Consider the following 20629-nt stretch of genomic DNA (forward strand, 5'->3'; position numbering starts at 1 on the left):
GATGAGCGCTAGTCTCGTGGGCTCGGAGAGGTGTCTAAGAGACAGGGCCGCGCCCTCCCCCCGCCCGAACCGGCTGGTGCCGATCATCGCGGCGGGTGTGGTCGTGGTGCTGCTCGGTGCCGCCGCGGTGATCGCCGGGGTGTCCCGGGTCGACGGGCCGGGCGAACCGGGCTCCCCCACCGCCGGGGACGCCCCGAGCGGGGCGGCGACTCCGTCCGCGTCGGCACCGGAGGCACCACCGGCCTCGCCCGGCGCGCCGCCCACCGAGCTCTCGCTGCGCGACAACCGGGACAGCGTGACGCTGCGCTGGGCGTACCCGGCGGGGGCGGAGGGACCGGTGATCATCTCGGGTGGCCGGAGCGGACAGCCGAAGAGCCCCTTCGCCGACCTGCCCGCCGGGACCGACAGTTTCGTGGTCTACGGCCTCAACCGCAGCCTCGACTACTGCTTCACGGTCGCGGTCGCCTGGTCCACCGACACGGTCGCGCGATCCGACGAGGTCTGCACCGAACGCCGGTGACCACACCGCCCGGAGTCGGGGCACGGGCGTCGCACACCGTGGTGTGACGGGGCCCGACCGCCTTGGCTCCGGCGGTCGTCGCGCGGTATCTTCGGCAGTTCAGGCAACAAAAAAGAACGGCTGTAAAAGCCGTTCCTAAACGAACTCTAACCCACCGGGAGACGGATTGTCAAGGCACTCCGGCGGTTCGCCGTCCGACGACGAGATCGGCCGCGAGCAGGAGTACGTCTCGATGCTCTACCACCGCCTCGACGACCTGCGGGACCAGGCGGCACAGCGGTTGACCGAGGAACTGCGGGCGGCGGGCGGCACCCTCCAGGCACGCTCCGAGCGCGACAGCGCCGTCCGCATGTACGCCGAACAGGTCGAGCAGTTCGCGGCGGTGGAGAACGGTCTCTGCTTCGGTCGACTCGACACCGACGACGACGAGCGCCACTACATCGGCCGGATCGGCATCTTCGACACCGACGGCGACTACGACCCGCTGCTGATGGACTGGCGGGCCCCCGCCGCCCGCGCCTTCTACCTCGCCACCGCCGCCAACCCGCAGGGCATCCGGCGGCGGCGTCACCTGCGGACCCGGCAACGCAAGGTGGTCGCCCTCAACGACGAGGTGCTGGACCTGACCACCGCCTCCCCCACCGCCCACGAGGAGCTGACCGGCGAGGCGTCGCTGCTGGCCGCGCTCAACGCCGGGCGTACCGGCCGGATGCGCGACATCGTCGAGACCATCCAGGCCGAACAGGACCGGATCATCCGGTCCGACCTGTCCGGCGTACTGGTGGTGCAGGGCGGCCCCGGCACCGGCAAGACCGCGGTGGCACTGCACCGCGCCGCGTACCTGCTCTACACGCACCGTCGGGAACTCTCCACCCGGGGCGTCCTGATGGTCGGCCCGAACGTCACCTTCCTGCGGTACATCTCGCAGGTGCTGCCCGCGCTGGCCGAGACCGGCGTGCTGCTGCGTACCCAGGGGGACCTCTTCCCCGGCGTCAGCGCCCGGCGCGCGGAGCCGGCCACCACCGCGGCCCTCAAGGGACGGCCGGTGATGACCGAGGTGCTGGCCAACGCGGTCCGCGACCGGCAGCGGGTGCCCGACGAGCCGCTGGAGATCACGCTGCCGCAGCAGGAGGTCCTCGTGCTCGACCCGGCGACCGTCCGGGCCGCCCGGGACCGCGTGCGCCACAGCGACCGCCCACACAACCTGGCCCGCGCCCTCTTCGACGTCGAGGTCATCCACGCGCTGGCCGACCAGATCGCCGAGCGGATCGGCGCCGACCCGCTGGGCGGCGACAACCTGCTCGAAGAGGCCGACCGCGCCGAGATCCGCCGGGAACTGCGCGAGGAACCCGAGATCACCGCCGCGCTGGACGAGCTGTGGCCGGTCCTCACCCCGCAACGCCTGCTCGCCGACCTGTACGCCTCGACCGACCGCATCGCCACCGCCGCGCCGATGCTCACCGCCGACGAGCGGGCCGCCCTGCACCGCGAGCCCGGCGGCTGGACCCCGGCCGACGTACCGCTGCTGGACGAGGCGGCGGAACTGCTCGGCGAGGACGACCGGGCCGCCGCCGCCCGCCGGGAACGCATCCGCGCCATGGAACGCGAGTACGCCGAGGGCGTACTGGAGATCGCCCGGGGCTCCCGGTCCATCGACGTCGAGGACGAGGCCGACGGCGGCGAGATCCTCGGCGTGACCGACCTGCTCGACGCCGACCGGCTGCTGGAACGGCAGGAGGAGGCCGACCGGCTCACCACCGCCCAGCGCGCCGCCGCCGACCGCTCCTGGGCGTTCGGCCACATCATCATCGACGAGGCGCAGGAACTCTCCCCGATGGCCTGGCGACTGCTGATGCGCCGGTGCCCGAGCCGTTCCATGACGATCGTCGGCGACGTGGCCCAGACCGGGGCCCTGGCCGGCACCCCGTCCTGGTCGGAGGCGTTGGCACCGTACGTGGCCGACCGGTGGCGGCTCACCGAGTTGACCGTCAGCTACCGCACCCCCGCCGAGATCATGGAGGTGGCTGGTCGCGTACTGGCCGAGATCGACCCGACCCTGCGCCCACCCCGCGCCGTACGCGCCAGCGGCTTCCCGCCCGGCGCGCAGGACGTACCGGCGGACCGGCTGGCCACGGAGCTGGTCGAGGTCGCCACCGACGAGGCCGCCGGGCTCACCGACGGACGGCTCGGCGTGATCGTGCCGGCCGGTCGCGTCGACGACCTCGGCACCGCGCTCACCACCGCGCTACCGGAGGCGGCCGTCGGCGAGCAGCCCGACCTGGAGAGCCGGGTGGTGGTGCTGACCGTCGCCGAGGCCAAGGGCCTGGAGTTCGACTCGGTGATCGTGGTCGACCCGGACCGCATCGTCGCCGAGTCCCCCCGGGGGCGCAGTGACCTCTACGTGGCCCTCACCCGCGCCACCCAACGCCTCACCACCCTCACCCCCACCCCCTGACCACCGCCCGGCCCGGCCCTCGTGAGGGCCGGGCCGGGCGGTGGGTGGTCGGTCAGTCGAAGCTGCCCACGTGGGTGGCGGGAGTGGACTGGTCGCTGGTGCTGCCGCCGGACGGGGTACTCATCCCGCCGGTGGTGGCGTCGCCGGTGGTGGTCGGTGCCACCTTGCCCCGGTGCCGCTCCGGCTGGCGGGCCACCCGTCGGGCGCTGGCCGGTCCGGCCGTACCGCCCGTCGTGGTGAGCGCGCCCTGGCCCCGGGTGGGGCCGCCGTCGCGCAGCACGGTGGGGTCGATCGGCACGTGCGCCGGATCGTCCCGGTCGTCGCGCTGGATCTCACTCTCCACATCGGTGGGCGGCACGGTCACCTCGTCCACGGCGCCCTCGCCGTACACGCCGCCGGCGATCCGCTCCTCGGCCCGGCGGGCGGCGTCCTGTCGCATGTCGTCCTCACGCACGATCCATCACCTCGCAGAAGCGTCGGTCCTGATGGCGTGCCCGGTGACCGGCCCGACAAACCCGCACCACCGGTCCACCGGGCCCGCGCGCCGGCATCCGGTCGCGCATTCACCGGCCGCGCGTGGTGCGGAGAGCGATGGTGGTCCGGGCACGGTCGGAACGGGACATCGGGCCCGTTCGGGTGGGCATTCGCCGGGCCGGGCAGGTATCCCCACGCCGGACGGATTCGGCCGGGTCGCCGGGGGTTACTGCCTCCCGGCGGCGGGGTAGACGGCGGGTGCCCCCGCCAGGTGCGCGAACCGTGCCGTGGCCGACACGCGGTAGCGGGGCGAGGGCCGCAGGTGACGACTCATCACATCCTGAGGAGGACAGATGAGCACGCAGGCTGCATCGACCAGGCCGATGAACCGTCCGGCGCAGGACGCCCAGAACCGGCAGGCCATGCAAGAGGCCGCCACCCGCCCGATGCCGATGATGCACGACGGGCACCGGGAGGAGATGCCGTCTCCGGGTACGGAGACCAAGCAGTCGTTCCTGACGACCGAATTCTGGATCTACGCGGCAGCCGTCACCCTCGTGGTGATCTCTGCCTTCTGGCGCGGGACCACCGCGAACGGCCTGAACCTGAACAACCCCGGCCAGGCGTGGTTCTTCATCACGCTGCTGACCATCGGTTACCTCGGTAGCCGTGGCCTGGCCAAGGCCGGTAGCCAGCGGCGTTCGGCCGCGGAGCGCAAGCAGCGCGGGCGGCGCTGACCCCTTGCGTGCGGTGGCCCTCCGGGAGTCTTCCCGGAGGGCCACCGTCCTGTCTCGCCGCGCCCCGCCGAGCGGGGTGCGGCGTCGTGCTCAGAACTCCTCGAAGCCCCCGAAGTCACCGCCGCCGTCGAAGTCACCGCCGAAGTCGCCGGCCGCCTCGGTGACCTCTTCCTCGGCACCGTCGAAGGCGTTGCCGATCATGTGACCGGCGAGCATGCCGCCCGCCGCGCCGAGCGCCGCACCGGCAACCACACCGCCCATGCCGACCCCGCCCCGCCGCTGCGGCTGGCCGTACTTGTTCGGGGCACCGTAGCCCTGCGGCCCGTACCCCGGCTGGCCGTAACCCTGCGGGCCGTAGCCGGGGGCACCGTAGCCGGGGGCACCGTAGCCGGGGGCACCGTAGCCGGGGGCACCGTAGCCCTGCGGGCCGAACCCCTGGGCGCGCAGTGCACCGAAACGCCCGATCGTCTCCTGGATCCAGCCGTCGACCGTCTCCACCCAGTCGGACCGCTCGGCGTCGGAGTGGGCCACCTGGTACCGGCCGAACACGTCCTGGCCGGGCGCGAGGAATCCGCCCCGCTTGTCGCATTCGAGCACCACGTCCACGCCGTGCGGGTTGGCCACGAACGTCACTTCGAGCTCGTTGACGGTCTGCGCGTACTGCGGCGCGGCGAAGAACTCGATCTCCTGGTAGAACGGCAGCGTCTGGCGTACGCCCTGGATCCTGCCGCGCTCCAGGTCGGCCTTCTTGAAACGGAAGCCGAGCTGGAGGAACGCCTCCAGGATCCGCTCCTGCACCGGCAGCGGGTGCACGTTGATCTCGTCCAGGTCGCCCTTGTCGACCGCGCGGGCGATCGCCAGCTCGGTACGCAGACCCATCGTCATGCCGTGCAGCCGCTGGCCGTACAGCCCTGTGATGGGGGTCTCCCACGGCACCGGAAGCTGGAACGGGATGGACAGCGCCTGCTTCGCGGCGAGTTGGAGCGGACCGCTGACCACCTGCCGGTGGAACTCCATCACCCCGGCCTGCTCGCCGACCTCGACCCGGGTGACCAGGCCGATGACGATCTGCTCGATGTTCGCCGCCGCCTCCCCGCCGAGCAGGTTGACCTGACCGTCGAGGGCCAACCCGGGCCTGGTGTTCGGGTTGGCCAGGACGGTGTCCACACTCGGACCGCCCACGCCCAACGCGCTCAACATCTTCTTGAAGACCATTCAGTTCTCCTGCGGGGTCTGGTGCCCGGGCTCCCTTTAGGAACGGACGCTGACGGCGGCACCGTATCGGGCGGCCCTGAAAGGTCGCTGGGAGGATCTGCGCAGAATTCCTGTCGCAGGGATGTCGAGAACCGGCTGGGCGGCTTCGACCAGAGGACGTGGGCACCGACAATGGTGCCGTGGCCGTGAGGAGACAGTCGTGAAGTACATGCTGCTCATGCAGTTCAGCGTCGCCGGGACGGACTTCCCGCCGATCCACACCTGGACGCCGGAGGAGATCCGAGCGCACATCGCATTCATGGGCGAGGTGGGCGCGAAACTGGCCGCCGACGGCGAACTGGTTGACGGGCAGGGGCTCGCCGGGCCGGCGCAGGCGAAGATCGTCCGGGCCGGCGCGGCTTCCGCACCGGTGGTGACCGAGGGCCCGTTCGCCGAGACGAAGGAGTTCCTCGCCGGGTACTGGATCGTCGACACCGACACCCCGGAGCGGGCGGTGGAGATCGCCGCCTGGATCTCGACCGCTCCCGGCCCGGGCGGTGCGCCGCTGAACATGCCGATCGAGGTGCACCCGCTGCTGTCCGCGCCACCACAGGACCTGTGACGGACGACCGACGGACCGAGGACCTGCTGCGCGAACTGGCGCCGCAGGTCCTCGGCGTACTGGCCCGCAGGTTCGGGGACTTCGCCACCGCCGAGGACGCCGTGCAGGAGGCACTGCTGGCCGCCGCCACCGGCTGGCCGGGTGCGGGCGTACCGGACAACCCGCGCGGCTGGTTGATCCAGGTCGCGTACCGGCGGATGGTCGAGCTGGTCCGCGCCGAGCAGGCCCGGCGGGCGCGGGAGGACCTGGTCGCCCGGCGCGAGCCGAGGGACGCGCACCACGTACCGCCGGTGGACGCGCACCTGGACGCGGACCGTGACGACACCCTCGAGCTGTTCCTGCTCTGCTGCCATCCGGCGCTCACGTCCGCCTCGGCGATCGCGCTGACGCTGCGCGCGGTCGGCGGCCTGACCACCGCCGAGACGGCCCGCGCGTTCCTGGTGCCCGAGTCCACGATGGCGCAGCGCATCAGTCGGGCCAAGCAGCGCATCCGCGAGTCCGGTACGCCGTTGCGGATGCCCGAGCCGGCGGAGCTGCCGGCCCGGCTGACCTCGGTACGGCACGTGCTCTACCTGGTCTTCACCGAGGGGCACGTGGCCAGTGCCGGAGACACCCTGCACCGGGTCGACCTGGCGCACGAGGCGATCCGGCTGACCCGGATGCTGCACGCCCGGTTGCCGGACGACAGCGAGGTCACCGGGCTGCTGGCGCTGATGCTGCTCACCGAGGCACGGTCGGCGGCCCGGACCGGACCGTCCGGCGAGCTGATCACCCTGGCCGAGCAGGACCGCAGCCGCTGGGACGCGGCGGCCATCGCCGAGGGCGTCGCGCTGGTGACCCGGGCACTGCCCCGAGGGCCGGTCGGCCCGTACCAGGTGCAGGCCGCCATCGCCGCGCTCCACGACGAGGCGCCGACCGCCGCGCAGACGGACTGGCCGCAGATCCTCGCGCTCTATCAGGTGCTGGAACAGGTGTCGGCCAGTCCCGTGGTGGCACTCAACCGGGCCGTGGCCACCGCGATGGTGCACGGCACGGGGGCCGGCCTGGCCGCGCTGGACGCGCTGGACGGTGAGGCCCGTCTGGCCGGTCACCACCGTCTCCCCGCCGCCCGCGCCCACCTGTACGAGATGGCCGGCGACCACGAGCGCGCGGTGGACCAGTACCGGTGCGCCGCCGGTCTGACCGCCAGCCTGCCGGAGCAGCGTTACCTGCTGATGCGCGCCGCCCGCCTCGCCTGAGCCCGGACCGCGCGATCGCCCGCTGGGTCCTGTCCGCCTCGCCGGTCTCTCGCCCCTGGTAGGTGTCCCGTCGGCCCCCTTTGCTCTGCTTCACCCGACGCAACGGTTCGGACGCCACATCGGTGCGTGGGGTGAAGCAGAGCAAAGGGGGCGTGGTGGACTACCGGCGGCGCGACCCGGGTGGCCGGGCCCGCGTCGGGCCCGGCCACCGTCAGGGGTGCGGTCGTCAGCTCGCGGTGCAGGTCACCGCAGGGGCCGGGTTGCTTCCGCTCCAACTGCCGAGGAAGCCGAAGCTGGTGCTGGCACCGGCGCCGAGCTGGCCGTTGTAGGAGACGTTGCGAGCGGTCACGGTGGTACCGCTGCTGGTGACCGTGGCATTCCAGGACTGGCTCACCGACTGGCCACCGGCGAGGGTCCAGCGCACCGTCCAGCCCGTGATGGCGCTGCTGCCGGCGGTCACCCGGACGTCGCCCTGGAAGCCGCCCTGCCACTGCCCGGTGATCGAGTACGTCGCCGTGCAGCCGCCACCCGGCGGCGGGGTCGTCGGCGGAGGCGTCGTGGGCGGAGGCGTGGTCGGCGGAGGCGTGGTCGGAGGCGGGGTACCGCCGAAGACACTGGCCTCCCGAGCGGTCTGCCGGATGCCGTTGGTGCCGTTGAACAGCCGCTGGCCCCACGTGGTCAACTGGTTCGGGTTGAACGAGGTGGCCATGTCGAGGTACTCCACGCCACCGCCGTTGCCGCTCCACGACCAGCCCAGCCAGCCGATGCCGTTGGCCTGCGTGTAGGAGAGGATGGCGTCCTCGTCGGGGTCGCCGTCGGAGTGGTAGTGGCCGAACTCGCCGACCACGATCGGAAGTCCCCGGCTGCGGAAGCGGCCCAGGTAGTCGCTGATCTCGGCGGCGGTGTCGAAGACGCCGTACATGTGGATCGAGAAGACGGTGTTGCGGGCCGGGTCGGCGTTGAACACCGTCGGCGCGCTGTCCCGCATGGTGAAGGACCAGTCCTGGCCCCAGTTCGGGCCGTCCACCATGATCGTGTGTGCGAGGCCGGCGGTACGCAGCCGCCGGATCGCGTTCGACGTGTCGGTGGCCCAGGACGAGTAGTTCTGGTTGCCGTACGGCTCGTTGCCGATGTTGACGATCACGTACCGTTCCTGGCCGTTGAGCGCGCCGGCGATGCTCAGCCAGTAGTCGACCGCCTGGTCGAGGGTGGCGGCACCGCTCTGCTCGCCGTAGCCGGTGGTGTCGTGCACCTCCAGCACGCAGATCAGCCGGTTGGTCTTGCAGAGCTGGATCACGTTCGACACGTCGTCGGCGCTGTTGCGGGTCCACCGGTCACCGCTGGAGAGCACCACCCGGACGGTGTTCGCGCCGAGCGCCTTGATGTTCGCGAACGAACTGGTCTGGTTCGCGTACCAGGTGTGCGCGTGGTTGACGCCGCGCATGACGAACTCGTTGCCGTTGGCGTCGTACAGCTTGCCGCCGCTGACGGTGAAGCCGGTGGCGGCGTGCGCCGACGGGCCGAAGGCGAACACTGCGGCGACTGTCGCCAGCAGCACGGCGCCGACGGCCCCGAAAAGTCTTCTCATCGATTCCTCGCAGGAGTTCTCTCCCCCGTGCCCAGGAGGGAGTGCGGTGAGTGGCAGATGCGGCGGCTGTAGCCCGGCAGCCGCGCGGCGAGAGGCCCGGCGAGGCAGGCATCAGCGTAGGCCGATGAAGCCTCGGAAGCAACCGGTTCAGTAGCTCGGCCGACGGGCGGCGACCCGTGGTGACCCATGAGAAGCCGGGCCACCACGGGCGGACCATCCCCACCACAGGATGGGCTCCCGGCCTGCATCTGAACCGGTTCAGATAACCGTAGGCAGCCGCCGAAGAGCGCGTCAAGCGTCGATGAGGATTGACCCAACCGGGCCCGGGTATCCGCAAACGGACCGCCGGGTAGCGAAGGAGACAGCATGGTCAGCATCGGATACACGTTGATGTGCGAACAGGCAGGCCCGAAGCAACTCGTCGACCACGCGGTACGGGCCGAGGCAGCCGGCTTCGACCAGCTCGTCATGTCCGACCACTACTACCCCTGGCTGGAGTCGCAGGGCCACTCGCCGTACGCCTGGTCGGTGCTGGGCGCGGTCGCCCACGCCACCTCCCGCGCGGAGCTGATGTCGTTCGTGACCTGCCCGATCCGGCGGTACCACCCGGCCGTGGTGGCACAGAAGGCCGCCACCGTCGGGCTCCTCTCCGACGGGCGGTTCACCCTCGGCCTCGGCGCCGGGGAGAACCTCAACGAGCACGTGGTGGGCGCCTGGCCGCACGTGCAGCAGCGGCACGAGATGTTCGAGGAGGCGTTGCAGATCATCCGGCCGCTGCTCAACGGCGAGACGCTGACCTTCTCCGGCAACCACTACGACGTGCCCGACGCGTACCTGTGGGACCGACCCGACACGCCGGTGCCGATGGCGGTGGCCGCGTCCGGACGGCAGTCCGCCACCCTGGCCGCCGAGTACGCCGACGGCATGATCGCCACCGAGCCGGAAGCGCACCTGGTGGAGATGTACGAGGAGGCCGGTGGCGCCGGACAACCCCGCTACGGCCAGGTGGCCATCTGCTACGGCCCGGACGAGGCCGAGTGCCGCAAGATCGCGCACGACCAGTTCCGCTGGTTCGGGCTCGGCTGGAAGGTCAACGCCGAACTGCCCGACGCCGACGCCTTCGAGGCCGCCGCGCAGTCCGTACGCGAAGAGGACGTGGCCGCCGGCATCTCCTGCGGCCCGGACGTGGACACGCACGTGGCCGCGTTCAAGAAGTTCGTCGACGCCGGCTTCACGCACGTGGCGCTGGTGCAGGTCGGCGGCGACCACCAACCGATGTTCCTCGACTGGGCGCAGGAGCAGTTGCTGCCCCGGCTGCGCGAACTGTGACCGGCAGGAGGTGATTCAGCGATGCGTATCGGCAACACGGAGATCCGACCGGCCGGCGGCGGCCTCGGCTGCCTTCTGATGATCCTCTTCTCGATCGTCGCCTCGATCGTGCTGACCGTCCTGCTGAACCTGGTGCTCTGACCACCCGCTGCTGCTGCTGCTGTGTGTGTAAGGAGGGGTCCCCTGCTAACGCCTCCTGTATAGGAAGGGACCCCTCCTAACATCCGGGCGCCGCCGAGGGCATGATCGGGCGGGCGTTGCCGGTCCGCCTGCGCGGTCAGCGGCGCAGGCCGAGGCCGACGAGGACCTCGCGGGTGGCCTGGCCGATCGGTTCCAGGACGCCACGACGCAGCCAGTCGACCGTCGAATGCCAGACCGCACCGACGGCTCGGCAGACGGGCAGCAGCAGGTGCGTCCACACCCACAGCCCGGCCCGGAACACCGGGCGCAGCGTCCACACCCCACACCACCAGAGGATGCGTCCCGCCGTACGCCAGGCCCAGCCCAGCACGGCGGCGAGCGACCCGGCCAGCGCCGCGAGCCATCGGCCCAGCAGTTGGGCGGGCGGAGTGAGCACCCGCACGGTCCACACCAGCGGCACCCACACCAGGTAGTACGACGGCACCAGCACGACGACCCGTACCAGCCAGCCCACCGCCCGGCCGCACCAGCGCAGCATCCGGGCCAGTCCCTGACCGCACCAGCGCAGCGGCGGCCGCAGTACGCCGTGCCAGAACTCGACCAGACGACGCCACATCCAGCTCGACGGGGTCCACACCAGGGTGTGCCAGAGCCATCCGAGGGCCCGCAGCGTCCAGAGCAGCGGAATCCAGACCAGGTGGCGCAGCAGCCAGTGGATCGGACGCCATACACACCGGTCGAGAAACCACAGGGTCGGCGTGACCAGCCACCGGTGCAGCAGCCCGCCGACGGCGACCAGCAACTCCCAGGCCAGCCGGAACGGCAGCACCACCACCAGCGCGACGGCCCGTGCGGCAACCCTTCCCGGTGAGGACACCACCGACCTGGTGTCGGCCTCACGATCGCGCGGTGACGAGTCGATCACGGCCACACCGTATCCGCTTCCCGCCAACCAGCCCGACGCCGTAGCCGCTGGCCATCTCGGCGCCGTAGCCCAGCGCTACGCACTCCCGGATCCCGCCCGCGTCCACCGGCAATGACCAAGGAGCTTGTGCCTTCGTACGACCTCTCCGTGACCAAAACTCCTTGATCACCGCAGGCGAGGGCGGGCGAGAGCCGGGGTGCGGCGCGGGATGCCGCACGCGAGGCACGGAACAAGGGCCGCCGGACGCCAGACGCGGGACACCCCAGACGCGGGACGCCAGAACGCGGGACACCGAAGGCGAGACACCGGACGCCGGATACCGGATTCGGACGCGGACTCGGCCGCGAGGCACCGGACGCGGACTCGGCCGCGAGGCACCGGACGTGGGACACCGGGGGCGTGGGACGTGGGACGTCGTGTGTGCGGGTGCCTCCGCACTGCACCGGAACAGGTAGGGGTGTGCCGGACGTGGGGACCACTACGGAGATGGGGCAGGGCAGGAGCCAGGTGGGCACAGGCGAGCGGGGCTGGACGAGGCGACGTGGCGCTACGTGGGTGGGGTGAGGGTGAAGGTGGCGGTTATGGGGTGGTGGTCGGAGGCTCGGTGGGTGTCGGGGGTGCGGATGACCTGGACGTCGACCAGGTGGGCGGCCAGGGCGGGGGTGGCCAGCAGGTAGTCCAGGCGCATCTCGGCGAACTCCGGGGTGTGTCCGTAGCCGGTGGGCACGGTCGGGCCGGCGGTGGCGGCCAGGTCGACCAGACCGGCGGCGAGCAGGTGGGCCACCGCCCGGGTGTCCACGGTCCGTCCGTCGCGGCGCAGGTGCCGACGGCGGTACGCGGGTGCCAGCCGGGCCAGACTCTCGGCGTGGTCGGCGTACGGGGGGAGGGTGTTCAGGTCTCCGGCGAGCAGGGCGAGGTCGGCGCGGGACCGGCGTAGCGCGGCGGCCGCCCAGCCGGCCTCGACCAGGCGCCGGCCACCACGGTACGGATAGAAGTGGGTGCTGAGGACGGCGAGCGGCCCGGCGTCGGTGGACAGTGTGACGCGCTGTGCCGCGTGGTGGAACGGTCGACGGACCGGCCCGGTCGCCGTGGTCGGCCAGCGCGGGTGCACGAGTATCGCGACCGGCTGGCCGAAGGGCGACCGGGCCAGGTGGGGCGTCAGGCCGGCGTCCGACGCGAAGCGGGCCACGTCGAGGCCGCGTAGTTCCTGGAGGGCGAGGACGTCCGGGCGGTGTGCGGCGACGACCCGGGCCAGCAGGGTGCGCCGGTCCGGGCCGTGCCGGTCCTGTCCGCCGTTGCGGATGTTCCAGGTCATCACCCGCAACACGGTCGCCTCAGCCCGGCTGGCCGGCCTTGGCCAACTCGTCGTCGAGGGTGTCCACGTCCTCGGACTCGATCTCCGGCTGGTTGCCGGACCGTACGTCCTCGTTGGGGCGAATCACCCAGTAGAGCAGCCCGATCCAGAGCCCGGTCAGCATGATCGCGCCCATGAAGTCGGTCGGGTGGTGCATGCCCCGGTACATCCGGGACACTGCCACACCGACCGGCATGATCACCGCCGCCGCCACGAAGAGCCAACGCCACCACCGGTCGGTACGCGGGAAGACCACCACCGCGATCGCCACCCAGAGGCAGAGCGTGGCCGCGATGTGGCCGGACGGGAAGGAGGAGGTCGGCATCGGGCCGTCCAGGTTCTCCACCGGCGGGCGCGGCCGGTCCACGGCGGCGGCGGAGGCGAGGAAGAGCGTCAGCTCGCCGAACATGGTCAGCGCCACGAAGAGCACCGGCCGCCAGCGTCGCCAGATCGCCAGCACCAGCGGGCAGAAGACCATCGAGATGAGCAGGATGGCGTGGGTGTCGCCGACCTTGCTCCACACCCAGCTCAGGTCGTCCAGGAACGGGGTGCCCCGGTCGGCGAACCACTGCGGCGCGATCTCGTCGAGCCGGGCCAGGAAGGTGCCGTCGGCGTGGTAGCTGACGAGCATGCCGAAGCCGTAGAGGGCGCCGAAGACCAGCACCCAGCCGACCACGATCTCGGCGACGCCGGCACGGGCGTGCGGCAGCAGCTTCTCCTCCTCCGGTGCCAGGGCCACCTCGTGTGCCGCCTCGGGCTCCAGGCCGTCGGTCAGTGGGACGGCCGGGCGGCCGCGTTCCAACCGCCACAGCCGGAAGGCGTACGCGGTGACGCCGAGCCAGGCCGCGCCGAGGAGCCAGGCGCCGAGCACGTCGGAGAGGAAGTGCACGCCGAGCGCGACCCGGGTGAATCCGATCAGGACCACGACGGTGGCGGCCAGGGCGATCGCCGGCTTGCGCCAGCGGGGCGCCATGGCCGGCAGGAAGACCAGCAGCAGCGCGCCGTAGGCGACCATCGACCCGAGGGCGTGTCCGCTGGGGAAGCTCTGCCCGGCGTACGTGCCGATGGGCACGTCCACCTCGGGGCGCAGCCGGTCGACGAGCGTCTTGAGCGACGGGTCGAGGATCAGCGCGCCCGCCCCGGTGACGATCAGGAAGACCGCGAGCCGACCCTGCTTGCGGATCAGCAGCCCGACCACGGCCACGGTGACCAGCCAGACGATCACCGGTCGACCGCCGAGGTCGGTGATGGCGGTGAGCACCGTCACCAGGGGACCGATGGGTGAGATCCGCTCGTTGAGCCAGACCGCCACGCCGTGGTCCACGTCGTACAGCGGGGTCCACTGCACCCGGACCAGCACCAGGAGCAGCCCGAACCCGACCCCGGCGCCGAGGACGAGCAGCAGCCCGGCGAGGGTACGTTCGGTGAAGTGACCGAGTGGTCGTCGCAGTACGTCCCGGACCGCGCCCACGGCAGCCTCCTTCGCCAGGGGCGTCGACCGACGGCGACGCCTTCTGGCGTGGCGCTGTACCCGCGTCGATGGGTGCGTACACCCACCCGGGTGGAGAAGGACGTTCCGGCCCGGACGGCGGGCGTCTAGAGCGCGGTCATCTCGCCGGTGTCGTGCAGACCCGCACGTGGGGCGTTCGGCTTCCACAGGTCCGGCTTGGCGGGCTCGGACACACCGATGCGGACCGCCTCCAGTTGGGCGGCGAAGGCCAGCCCGCCGAAGAGCGCCATGCCGGTGAGGTTGGCCCAGAGCAACAACGCCATCATGCCGGTCAGCGCGCCGTACGTCTGGCCGAAGTCCTCACTGAACCGCACGTAGCCGGCGAGCAGCAGACTGGCCAGCCACCAGAGTGCGGTGGCGATGCCGGCGCCGAAGAGCAGCCAGGACAGGCCGGGTTGACGGCGACGTGGGGCGTACCGGAACAGCACCGCGACGGCCAGCACGGTCAGCGCGAGGCTGAGCGGCCAGCGCACCACGTCCCAGAGGATGGCGGCCCACTCGCCCCAGGCGTAGCGGCGTTCCACCGAGTCGCCCATCGGGCCGCCGCCGACGAGGATGAGGAACCCGGTCAGCGCCGGTATGCCGGCGACGACGGCGAGCACCGCGGCGCGCAGGTACTTCCGCAGGGCGGGGCGGTCTCGCTCGACGCCGTAGATCCGGTTGGCGCCCCGCTCGATCTGCGCCATCGTGCTGGTCAGCGCGACCAGCCCGGTGCCGAGGCCGAGGGCCAGCGCCACCTCGCCGATGTCCTCGACGCGTTCGCCGCCCGCGCCCTCGCCGAGCAGATCGGCGACGACCGCCTCGCTGGCGCCGGGGGTGAGCGCGAGGACGGTGTCGGCCACCACCTCGCCGCCCTCGGCCGCCCCCAGCTCCGAGATGAGCCCGGTCAGCGCGATCAGGAACGGCACCACGGCCAGGCAGAGCTGGAAGGCGAAGGCGCGGGCGTGGCTGAACCCGTCGCCGTAGCGGAACCGGACGAAGGCGTCGTGCAGCAGGTGCCAGCCGCCCTCGCGGCGCAGCGTCTGCCAGGCGTGGTCGGCGCAGAGCTGCTCGTCGGCCATCAGCCGGGTCTCCGGCACCATCTTGGTGCTACTCACCCCGGCCCTCCTCGATGAGCCGCTCACCCCGCTCGGCGGCGCCGGACGCGTCCTCGGCCAGGTCGGGTGTGCTCTCCGGCTGCGGTACGCACAGCCACAGGGCCCGTCGACGGATCTGCACGCTCAGCTCGTGGCCGGGCTCGATCAGGTCGCCGTCCAGTTCGCGCGGCTGGGGGCGGTTGCTGGTGATCGTCACCCGGCGGGCCCGGAAGACCTCCATCCGGGGCACCCGGTCGCGGCGGCGCACCACCGCCCAGCCGAGCCTGATCCAGTGTCGCAACCGGTGCGGGGTGAGCACGGCGACGTCGAGGTAGCCGTCGTCGGGTTCGGCCTCGGTGAGCAGGCGTACGCCGCCCTGGAGCCGACCGACGTTGGCGACCAGCACCGAGCGGGCGCGGCGGCGCAGCGGCGGCTGGTCGTCCAGCGAGATCGACACCCGCATCGGGCGGTCGCGCAGGTGCCGGGCGGCGCCCACGACGTACGCCGGCCAGCCGATCCGCCGTTTCGTCGTCTCGTTGGTGGCGGCGAGCATCTGGGCGTCGAAGCCCATGCCGGCCATCACCGCGAAGTGCTGCCCGTCGACCTCGCCGACGTCGAGCAGACGCCGTCCGCGCTCGACGGCCACCTCGATCCCGGCGGCCAGGTCGGTGGAGAGTCCCAGGTTGGCGGCGAGCAGGTTCCCGGTGCCCTGGGGAAGGACGGCGAGGGCCACCTCGGTGCCGACCAGCGCGCTGACGCAGGCCATCACGGTGCCGTCGCCGCCGCAGGCGAAGACCACGTCGACGCCCTCGGCCAGGGCCTGCTCGGTCTGGCCGCGCCCGGGGTCGTCGACGGTGGTCTCCAGCCACAGCGGCTCGGGCCAGCCGGCGGCGGCGAGCGCGTCGACGACCGTGCGGCGGAACGTGTCGAGATCCTCCACCTTGACCGGGTTGACCACGACCGCACTGCGCAGGGCCTGTCCGTCTCGTCCAGCTTCCACGGCGTCAGTGTGCGGCACGGTAGGCGGTTCGGCGACCCGACGCCGGGTGACCAGGTTCACCCACCCGACAGGTGTGACGCCGACCCGTGGCGTGGCGGCTCAGGCGGCGGCCCGCAGCGCGGTCTCCACCCGGCGGCGTACGTCGGCCAGGTCCACCCCGGCCTCGGTGAGCACCAGCGCGGCCAGCCCGTTGCCCTCGCGGAGCAGCCCCAGCAGGAGGTGCTCGGTGCCGATGTGCCGGTGCCGCAGCCGCATCGCCTCGCGCAGGGAGAGCTCCAGCACCTTCCTGGCGCGGGCGGAGAACGGCCCGCCCGGGTGCCGCCGGAGCCGACCCCAGCGGCGACGCGGTGCCGGCACGGCCTCACGCAACGCGTCCGGGCCGAAGGACTCCTCGATCCGGGCCACGATCGCGGCCAGGTCGATGCCGATCTCCCGCAGCGCGGCGGCGTCGGCCTCGGCGAGCCCGTCGTCGCCCCGGACGGTGTGGCGGCGTACCCGCTCCCGCAGGTCGTCACCGGTGACCCCGACGTCGCGGAGCACCCGGACGGCCAGCGCGTCGCCGTCGGCGAGGATGCCGAGCAGCAGGTGCTCGGTGCCGACGGGTCCTCGCCCCTCGGCCCGCGCCTCGTCGCGTGCGTGCCGCACCACGGTGCGGGCGCGGTCGGTGAACCGTTCGAACATCATGCCTCCCGGGAGGATCCGACCGCCGGTCGCCCGGCGTGCTTCTTGTGGACCGCCTGCCGGCTGACCTCGAGCGCGTCGGCGATCTCCTGCCAGGACCAGCCCTGTCGGCGGGCGTTGTCGACCTGGACCACCTCGAGCCATTCGAGCAGCCGGCGCAGGGCGCGGACCGCGCGTAGCCCGACCCTGGGGTCGGTGCTGCCCGCTGCGGCCGCGAGTTCCGTCGCCTGACTCATGGCGTCAACTTACATTGACAGGCCCGAGCCTGTCAATCCCGGTTGACACCCGGCGCGGGTTCGCCGCCACCCGCCAGCGCGGTCGTGCTCCGGGTGGGATCGGCGTCCTGAGCAGGGCGGCCGTCGGGCGATCACGCCCCGGGGCCGCACCGGCGCGACTAGCCTCAACAGCAGGCCGAACGCAGCTTCGGGGGTGATGGCGGATGGCCCTAGGCAGCGGGACGACGCCGGTGCTGGTCGGCGTCGGTCCGGACGGCGCGCTGCCGGTGGCCCGTACCGCCGCGCGGGTGGCCGCCGCCCACGGCCGTGCGCTGCACCTGATGCACGCGTTCAACTGGGCCGCGCTGGAGGCGCCCGCGGTCAGCGCGTCCCGCTCGCACGCCGAGGAGTTGCTCGCCGAGGCCACCGTGGCGGCCAACCAGAGCGAGCCGGACGTCCCGGTCACCGCCGAGATCATCGAGGGTTCGGCGGTGGCGACGCTGGTCCGCAAGTCCGAGACGGCGTTCCTGGTGGCCGTCGGGGACGGCGGCATGGCCCACTGCGACCGCTGCATCCCGGCCGACAGTCCCGCCGTCCAGGTGGCCGCCCGCGCCGACTGCCCGGTGCTGGTCGCCCGCCAGGAACCCCCGCCGACCGGGCCGGTACTGGTCGGTGTGGACGGCTCGGCGTCCGCCGAGATCGCCCTGGCCTGGGCGTACGCCTGCGCCAGCCGGCACCGTTCGCACCTGCTGGTGGCCTGGGTGGTCGAGTCCGACGCGGCGGTGGGTGAGGCCACCGACCGGCTCGCCGCGCTCGTGGCCCGACACGGTGCCGGGCAGCCCGGCGTCATGGTGGAGTGCCGGGTCGTCCGGGGCGAACCGGGTGACGTCCTGGTCGAACAGTCGCGCGCCGCGCAGTTGGTGGTGGTCGCCGCGCGCGGTGACGAACCGTGGCGCGGCATGCTCGGCGCGGTCAGCCAGTCGCTGCTCTACCACGCCCCGGCCCCGGTGCTGGTGGTCCGGGGCGTCTCCGGGCCGCCCGCCGACGACGGGCCAGGACACCCGGCCGGGCGGGACCAACGGCCCTGATCCACGCCCGCCGATCCCGGAAAGCTGGAGGCAGGAAACCCGCGCTGCGGATGCAGAATCCACCGACCCGCGAGAGGCTCAAGCAGTATGGACACGGCCGTGGACATCCCGAGCACCCTGACCGACGAGGAACTGCGCCGCCTCGACGCCTACTGGCGGGCCGCGAACTATCTCAGCGTCGGGCAGATCTACCTGCTCGACAATCCCCTGCTCCGCGAACCGCTGACGGCGGAGCACGTCAAGCCCCGACTGTTGGGGCACTGGGGCACCTCGCCCGGTCTGAACCTGATCTACGCCCACCTGAACCGGGTGATCGTCGACCGCGACCTGTCGGCCCTCTTCGTCACCGGCCCCGGTCACGGCGGTCCGGCGATCGTCGCGAACACCTGGCTGGAGGGCACCTGGAGCGAGCGGTACCCGGGTGTCGGCCGCGACGAGGCCGGCATGGCCCGGCTGTTCCGCCAGTTCTCCTTCCCCGGCGGCATCCCCAGCCATGTGGCGGCGGAGGTGCCGGGCTCGATCCACGAGGGCGGCGAGCTGGGGTACGCGCTCAGCCACGCCTACGGTGCCGCGTTCGACAACCCCGACCTGCTGGTGGCCTGTGTCATCGGGGACGGCGAGGCGGAGACCGGCCCGTTGGCCGGGAGCTGGCTGTCGACCGTGTTCCTCAACCCCGCCCGGGACGGCGCGGTGCTGCCCGTCCTGCACCTCAACGGCTACAAGATCGCCAACCCGACGGTGCTGGACCGGATCCCCAAGTCCGACCTGCTCGCCATGATGCGCGGCTTCGGCTACCAGCCGTACGTGGTGGCCGGTGACGAACCCGCCGCCGTGCACGAGGCACTCGCCGCCACTCTGGACCGGGCGCTGGACGAGATCGCCGAGATCCAGCGTCGGGCCCGGTCCGGAGCCACCACCGAGCGTCCGCGCTGGCCGATGATTGTGCTGCGTACGCCGAAGGGCTGGACCGGTCCGCGCGAGGTCGACGGCAAGCAGGTCGAGGGCACGTACCACGCCCACCAGGTGCCCCTGTCGAACGTCCGCAGCAACCCGGAGCACCTGGCCGAGTTGGAGCGCTGGCTGCGCAGCTACCGCCCGGAGGAGCTGTTCGACGCCACCGGCGCCCCGGTCCCGGAGCTGACCGCCCAGCCGCCCACCGGGGATCGGCGGATGAGCGCCAACCCGGTCGCCAACGGCGGGTCGGTGCTGCGTGACCTGGTCCTGCCGGACTTCCGCGACTACGCGGTGGACGTGCCACGTCCCGGTGCGACGGCCACCGGCGCCACCGGCGAACTGGGCCGGTGGATCCGGGACGTGATCGCCGCGAACCCGCAGACCTTCCGGCTGTTCGGGCCGGACGAGGTGGCCTCCAACCGGCTCCAGGCGGCGTTCGAGGTCACCGACCGGGCCTGGATGGGCGCCACGGTCCCCGGCGACGACCACCTCTCCCCCGACGGCCGGGTGATGGAGGTGCTCTCCGAGCATCTGTGCCAGGGCTGGCTGGAGGGCTACCTGCTGACCGGGCGGCACGGCGTCTTCACCAGCTACGAGGCGTTCATCCACATCGTCGACTCGATGGTGAACCAGCACGCGAAGTGGCTCAAGGTGACCCGGGACATCCCCTGGCGGATGCCGGTGGCATCGCTGAACTATCTGCTCTCCAGCCACGTCTGGCGGCAGGACCACAACGGCTTCTCGCACCAGGACCCGGGCTTCATCGACCACGTGATGAACAAGAAGGCCGAGGTCGTCCGGGTGTACCTGCCGCCGGACGCGAACACCCTGCTCTCCACCATGGACCACTGCCTGCGCAGCCGGCACTACGTCAACGTGGTGGTGGCCGGCAAGCAGCCCGCGCCGAACTGGCTGACCATGGACGAGGCCGTGCAGCACTGCCGGCGCGGGGTGGGCATCTGGGACTGGGCCGGCACCGACGGCGGCAGCGAGCCGGACGTGGTCCTCGCCTGCGCCGGGGACGTGCCCACCCTGGAGACCCTGGCGGCGGCGGACCTGCTGCACCGGCACCTGCCCGACCTGAAGGTCCGGGTGATCAACGTGGTCGACCTGATGCGGCTCCAGCCGTCGAGCGAGCACCCGCACGGCCTGCCGGACAACGAGTTCGACACGCTGTTCACCCGCGACAAGCCGATCATCTTCGCCTACCACGGCTACCCGTGGCTGATCCACCGGCTCACCTACCGCCGCACCAACCACCGCAACCTGCACGTACGCGGGTACAAGGAGGAGGGCACCACCACCACGCCCTTCGACATGGTGATGCTCAACGACCTGGACCGGTTCCACCTCGTCATCGACGTGATCGACCGGGTGCCGGGGCTCGGCGACCGGGTGGCGTACCTGCGGCAGGAGATGGCCGACGCCCGCGACGCGGCCCGCGACCACACCCGCCGGTTCGGGGAGGACGACCCCCGGGTCGCCGAGTGGCGCTGGGTCCGCGAGACCGACCCCACCAACCCCTGAA

17 protein-coding genes and 1 pseudogene are annotated in these 20629 nt (G+C 72.2%); 8 read left to right on the forward strand and 10 right to left on the reverse strand.

The genetic code is table 11. The annotated features are described in order from the left end of the window. Nucleotides 1-520 (forward strand): annotated as a pseudogene (locus EYA84_RS02220) (tetratricopeptide repeat protein); the annotation flags it as partial. A 232-nt stretch (nt 521-752) separates the two neighbouring features. After that, a complete protein-coding gene (locus EYA84_RS02225; RefSeq protein WP_201272273.1) occupies nt 753-2975 on the forward strand; it encodes an ATP-binding domain-containing protein in 2223 nt (740 codons plus the stop codon). Nucleotides 2976-3027: 52 nt separating this feature from the next. Here EYA84_RS02225 and EYA84_RS02230 read toward each other — a convergent pair whose 3' ends face one another. Further along, nucleotides 3028-3429, reverse strand: coding sequence for a hypothetical protein (locus EYA84_RS02230; RefSeq protein ID WP_131051309.1), 402 nt, complete (start codon nt 3427-3429; stop codon nt 3028-3030). Nucleotides 3430-3802: 373 nt separating this feature from the next. On the opposite strand from EYA84_RS02230, the gene EYA84_RS02240 reads away from it, so the two are divergent. After that, nucleotides 3803-4186 carry a hypothetical protein gene (locus tag EYA84_RS02240; RefSeq protein WP_131051311.1) on the forward strand — a complete coding sequence of 128 codons (384 nt, stop codon included), beginning with the start codon at nt 3803-3805 and terminating at the stop codon, nt 4184-4186. A gap of 90 nt (nt 4187-4276) precedes the next feature. Here EYA84_RS02240 and EYA84_RS02245 read toward each other — a convergent pair whose 3' ends face one another. Continuing rightward, the gene (locus tag EYA84_RS02245) at nt 4277-5401 is read right to left on the reverse strand and encodes a sporulation protein (protein ID WP_131051312.1); all 1125 of its coding nucleotides are present in this window, start codon (nt 5399-5401) and stop codon (nt 4277-4279) included. 208 nt (nt 5402-5609) lie between these two features. On the opposite strand from EYA84_RS02245, the gene EYA84_RS02250 reads away from it, so the two are divergent. Further along, nucleotides 5610-6002 (forward strand): YciI family protein, encoded by a 393-nt coding sequence (locus EYA84_RS02250; protein ID WP_162854325.1) that lies wholly within the window; start codon nt 5610-5612, stop codon nt 6000-6002. Further along, the gene (locus tag EYA84_RS02255) at nt 5999-7240 is read left to right on the forward strand and encodes an RNA polymerase sigma factor (protein ID WP_131051314.1); all 1242 of its coding nucleotides are present in this window, start codon (nt 5999-6001) and stop codon (nt 7238-7240) included. The genes EYA84_RS02250 and EYA84_RS02255 overlap by 4 nt, the downstream gene beginning before the upstream one ends. Before the next feature lie 226 nt (nt 7241-7466). Here EYA84_RS02255 and EYA84_RS02260 read toward each other — a convergent pair whose 3' ends face one another. Next, nucleotides 7467-8828 (reverse strand): cellulase family glycosylhydrolase, encoded by a 1362-nt coding sequence (locus tag EYA84_RS02260; RefSeq protein ID WP_131051315.1) that lies wholly within the window; start codon nt 8826-8828, stop codon nt 7467-7469. 366 nt (nt 8829-9194) lie between these two features. On the opposite strand from EYA84_RS02260, the gene EYA84_RS02265 reads away from it, so the two are divergent. After that, entirely contained in the window at nt 9195-10157 is a 963-nt protein-coding gene (locus EYA84_RS02265) for a TIGR03557 family F420-dependent LLM class oxidoreductase (RefSeq protein WP_131051316.1), read from the forward strand. Between the two features lie 277 nt (nt 10158-10434). Here the strand turns inward: EYA84_RS02265 and EYA84_RS02270 are convergent, their stop codons facing one another. The 7 genes from EYA84_RS02270 to EYA84_RS02300 all read right to left on the reverse strand — a co-directional run bounded on the left by EYA84_RS02270 (nt 10435) and on the right by EYA84_RS02300 (nt 17080). Further along, nucleotides 10435-11223 (reverse strand): hypothetical protein, encoded by a 789-nt coding sequence (locus EYA84_RS02270; protein WP_131051317.1) that lies wholly within the window; start codon nt 11221-11223, stop codon nt 10435-10437. 547 nt (nt 11224-11770) lie between these two features. Then, nucleotides 11771-12538, reverse strand: coding sequence for an endonuclease/exonuclease/phosphatase family protein (locus EYA84_RS02275; protein WP_236145562.1), 768 nt, complete (start codon nt 12536-12538; stop codon nt 11771-11773). A gap of 19 nt (nt 12539-12557) precedes the next feature. Further along, on the reverse strand, nt 12558-14048 hold the full coding sequence (locus EYA84_RS02280; RefSeq protein ID WP_131051319.1) for a phosphatase PAP2 family protein: 1491 nt from the start codon (nt 14046-14048) through the stop codon (nt 12558-12560). Between the two features lie 125 nt (nt 14049-14173). Next, entirely contained in the window at nt 14174-15184 is a 1011-nt protein-coding gene (locus EYA84_RS02285) for a YihY/virulence factor BrkB family protein (protein WP_131051320.1), read from the reverse strand. Further along, nucleotides 15177-16163, reverse strand: a complete 987-nt coding sequence (locus EYA84_RS02290) for a diacylglycerol kinase family protein (protein WP_236145559.1) — start codon at nt 16161-16163, stop codon at nt 15177-15179. Before EYA84_RS02290 ends, EYA84_RS02285 begins: the two co-directional genes overlap by 8 nt. Before the next feature lie 99 nt (nt 16164-16262). Further along, complete coding sequence (locus EYA84_RS02295) at nt 16263-16844, reverse strand: Clp protease N-terminal domain-containing protein (protein ID WP_131051322.1); 582 nt, start codon at nt 16842-16844, stop codon at nt 16263-16265. Then, the gene (locus tag EYA84_RS02300; protein ID WP_131051323.1) at nt 16844-17080 is read right to left on the reverse strand and encodes an HTH domain-containing protein; all 237 of its coding nucleotides are present in this window, start codon (nt 17078-17080) and stop codon (nt 16844-16846) included. Before EYA84_RS02300 ends, EYA84_RS02295 begins: the two co-directional genes overlap by 1 nt. A 203-nt stretch (nt 17081-17283) precedes the next feature. Here EYA84_RS02300 and EYA84_RS02305 point away from each other — a divergent pair, with 203 nt between their 5' ends. Both EYA84_RS02305 and EYA84_RS02310 read left to right on the forward strand, forming a co-directional pair. After that, complete coding sequence (locus EYA84_RS02305; RefSeq protein WP_131051324.1) at nt 17284-18147, forward strand: universal stress protein; 864 nt, start codon at nt 17284-17286, stop codon at nt 18145-18147. Nucleotides 18148-18234: 87 nt separating this feature from the next. Beyond that, on the forward strand, nt 18235-20628 hold the full coding sequence (locus EYA84_RS02310; protein ID WP_131051325.1) for a phosphoketolase: 2394 nt from the start codon (nt 18235-18237) through the stop codon (nt 20626-20628). The last annotated feature ends 1 nt before the right edge of the window (nt 20629 follow it).

The organism is Verrucosispora sp. SN26_14.1 (assembly GCF_004307965.1).
Classification (GTDB): domain Bacteria; phylum Actinomycetota; class Actinomycetes; order Mycobacteriales; family Micromonosporaceae; genus Micromonospora.

Bases quoted from the DNA above. Each gene is read 5' to 3' on its own strand.
- EYA84_RS02225 (WP_201272273.1), top strand. From the start codon at position 753: ATGCTCTACCACCGCCTCGACGACCTGCGGGACCAGGCGGCACAGCGG.
- EYA84_RS02240 (WP_131051311.1), top strand. From the start codon at position 3,803: ATGAGCACGCAGGCTGCATCGACCAGGCCGATGAACCGTCCGGCGCAG.
- EYA84_RS02245 (WP_131051312.1), bottom strand. From the start codon at position 5,401: ATGGTCTTCAAGAAGATGTTGAGCGCGTTGGGCGTGGGCGGTCCGAGT.
- EYA84_RS02250 (WP_162854325.1), top strand. From the start codon at position 5,610: ATGCTGCTCATGCAGTTCAGCGTCGCCGGGACGGACTTCCCGCCGATC.
- EYA84_RS02260 (WP_131051315.1), bottom strand. From the start codon at position 8,828: ATGAGAAGACTTTTCGGGGCCGTCGGCGCCGTGCTGCTGGCGACAGTC.
- EYA84_RS02265 (WP_131051316.1), top strand. From the start codon at position 9,195: ATGGTCAGCATCGGATACACGTTGATGTGCGAACAGGCAGGCCCGAAG.
- EYA84_RS02275 (WP_236145562.1), bottom strand. From the start codon at position 12,538: ATGACCTGGAACATCCGCAACGGCGGACAGGACCGGCACGGCCCGGAC.
- EYA84_RS02295 (WP_131051322.1), bottom strand. From the start codon at position 16,844: ATGTTCGAACGGTTCACCGACCGCGCCCGCACCGTGGTGCGGCACGCA.
- EYA84_RS02300 (WP_131051323.1), bottom strand. From the start codon at position 17,080: ATGAGTCAGGCGACGGAACTCGCGGCCGCAGCGGGCAGCACCGACCCC.
- EYA84_RS02305 (WP_131051324.1), top strand. From the start codon at position 17,284: ATGGCCCTAGGCAGCGGGACGACGCCGGTGCTGGTCGGCGTCGGTCCG.
- EYA84_RS02310 (WP_131051325.1), top strand. From the start codon at position 18,235: ATGGACACGGCCGTGGACATCCCGAGCACCCTGACCGACGAGGAACTG.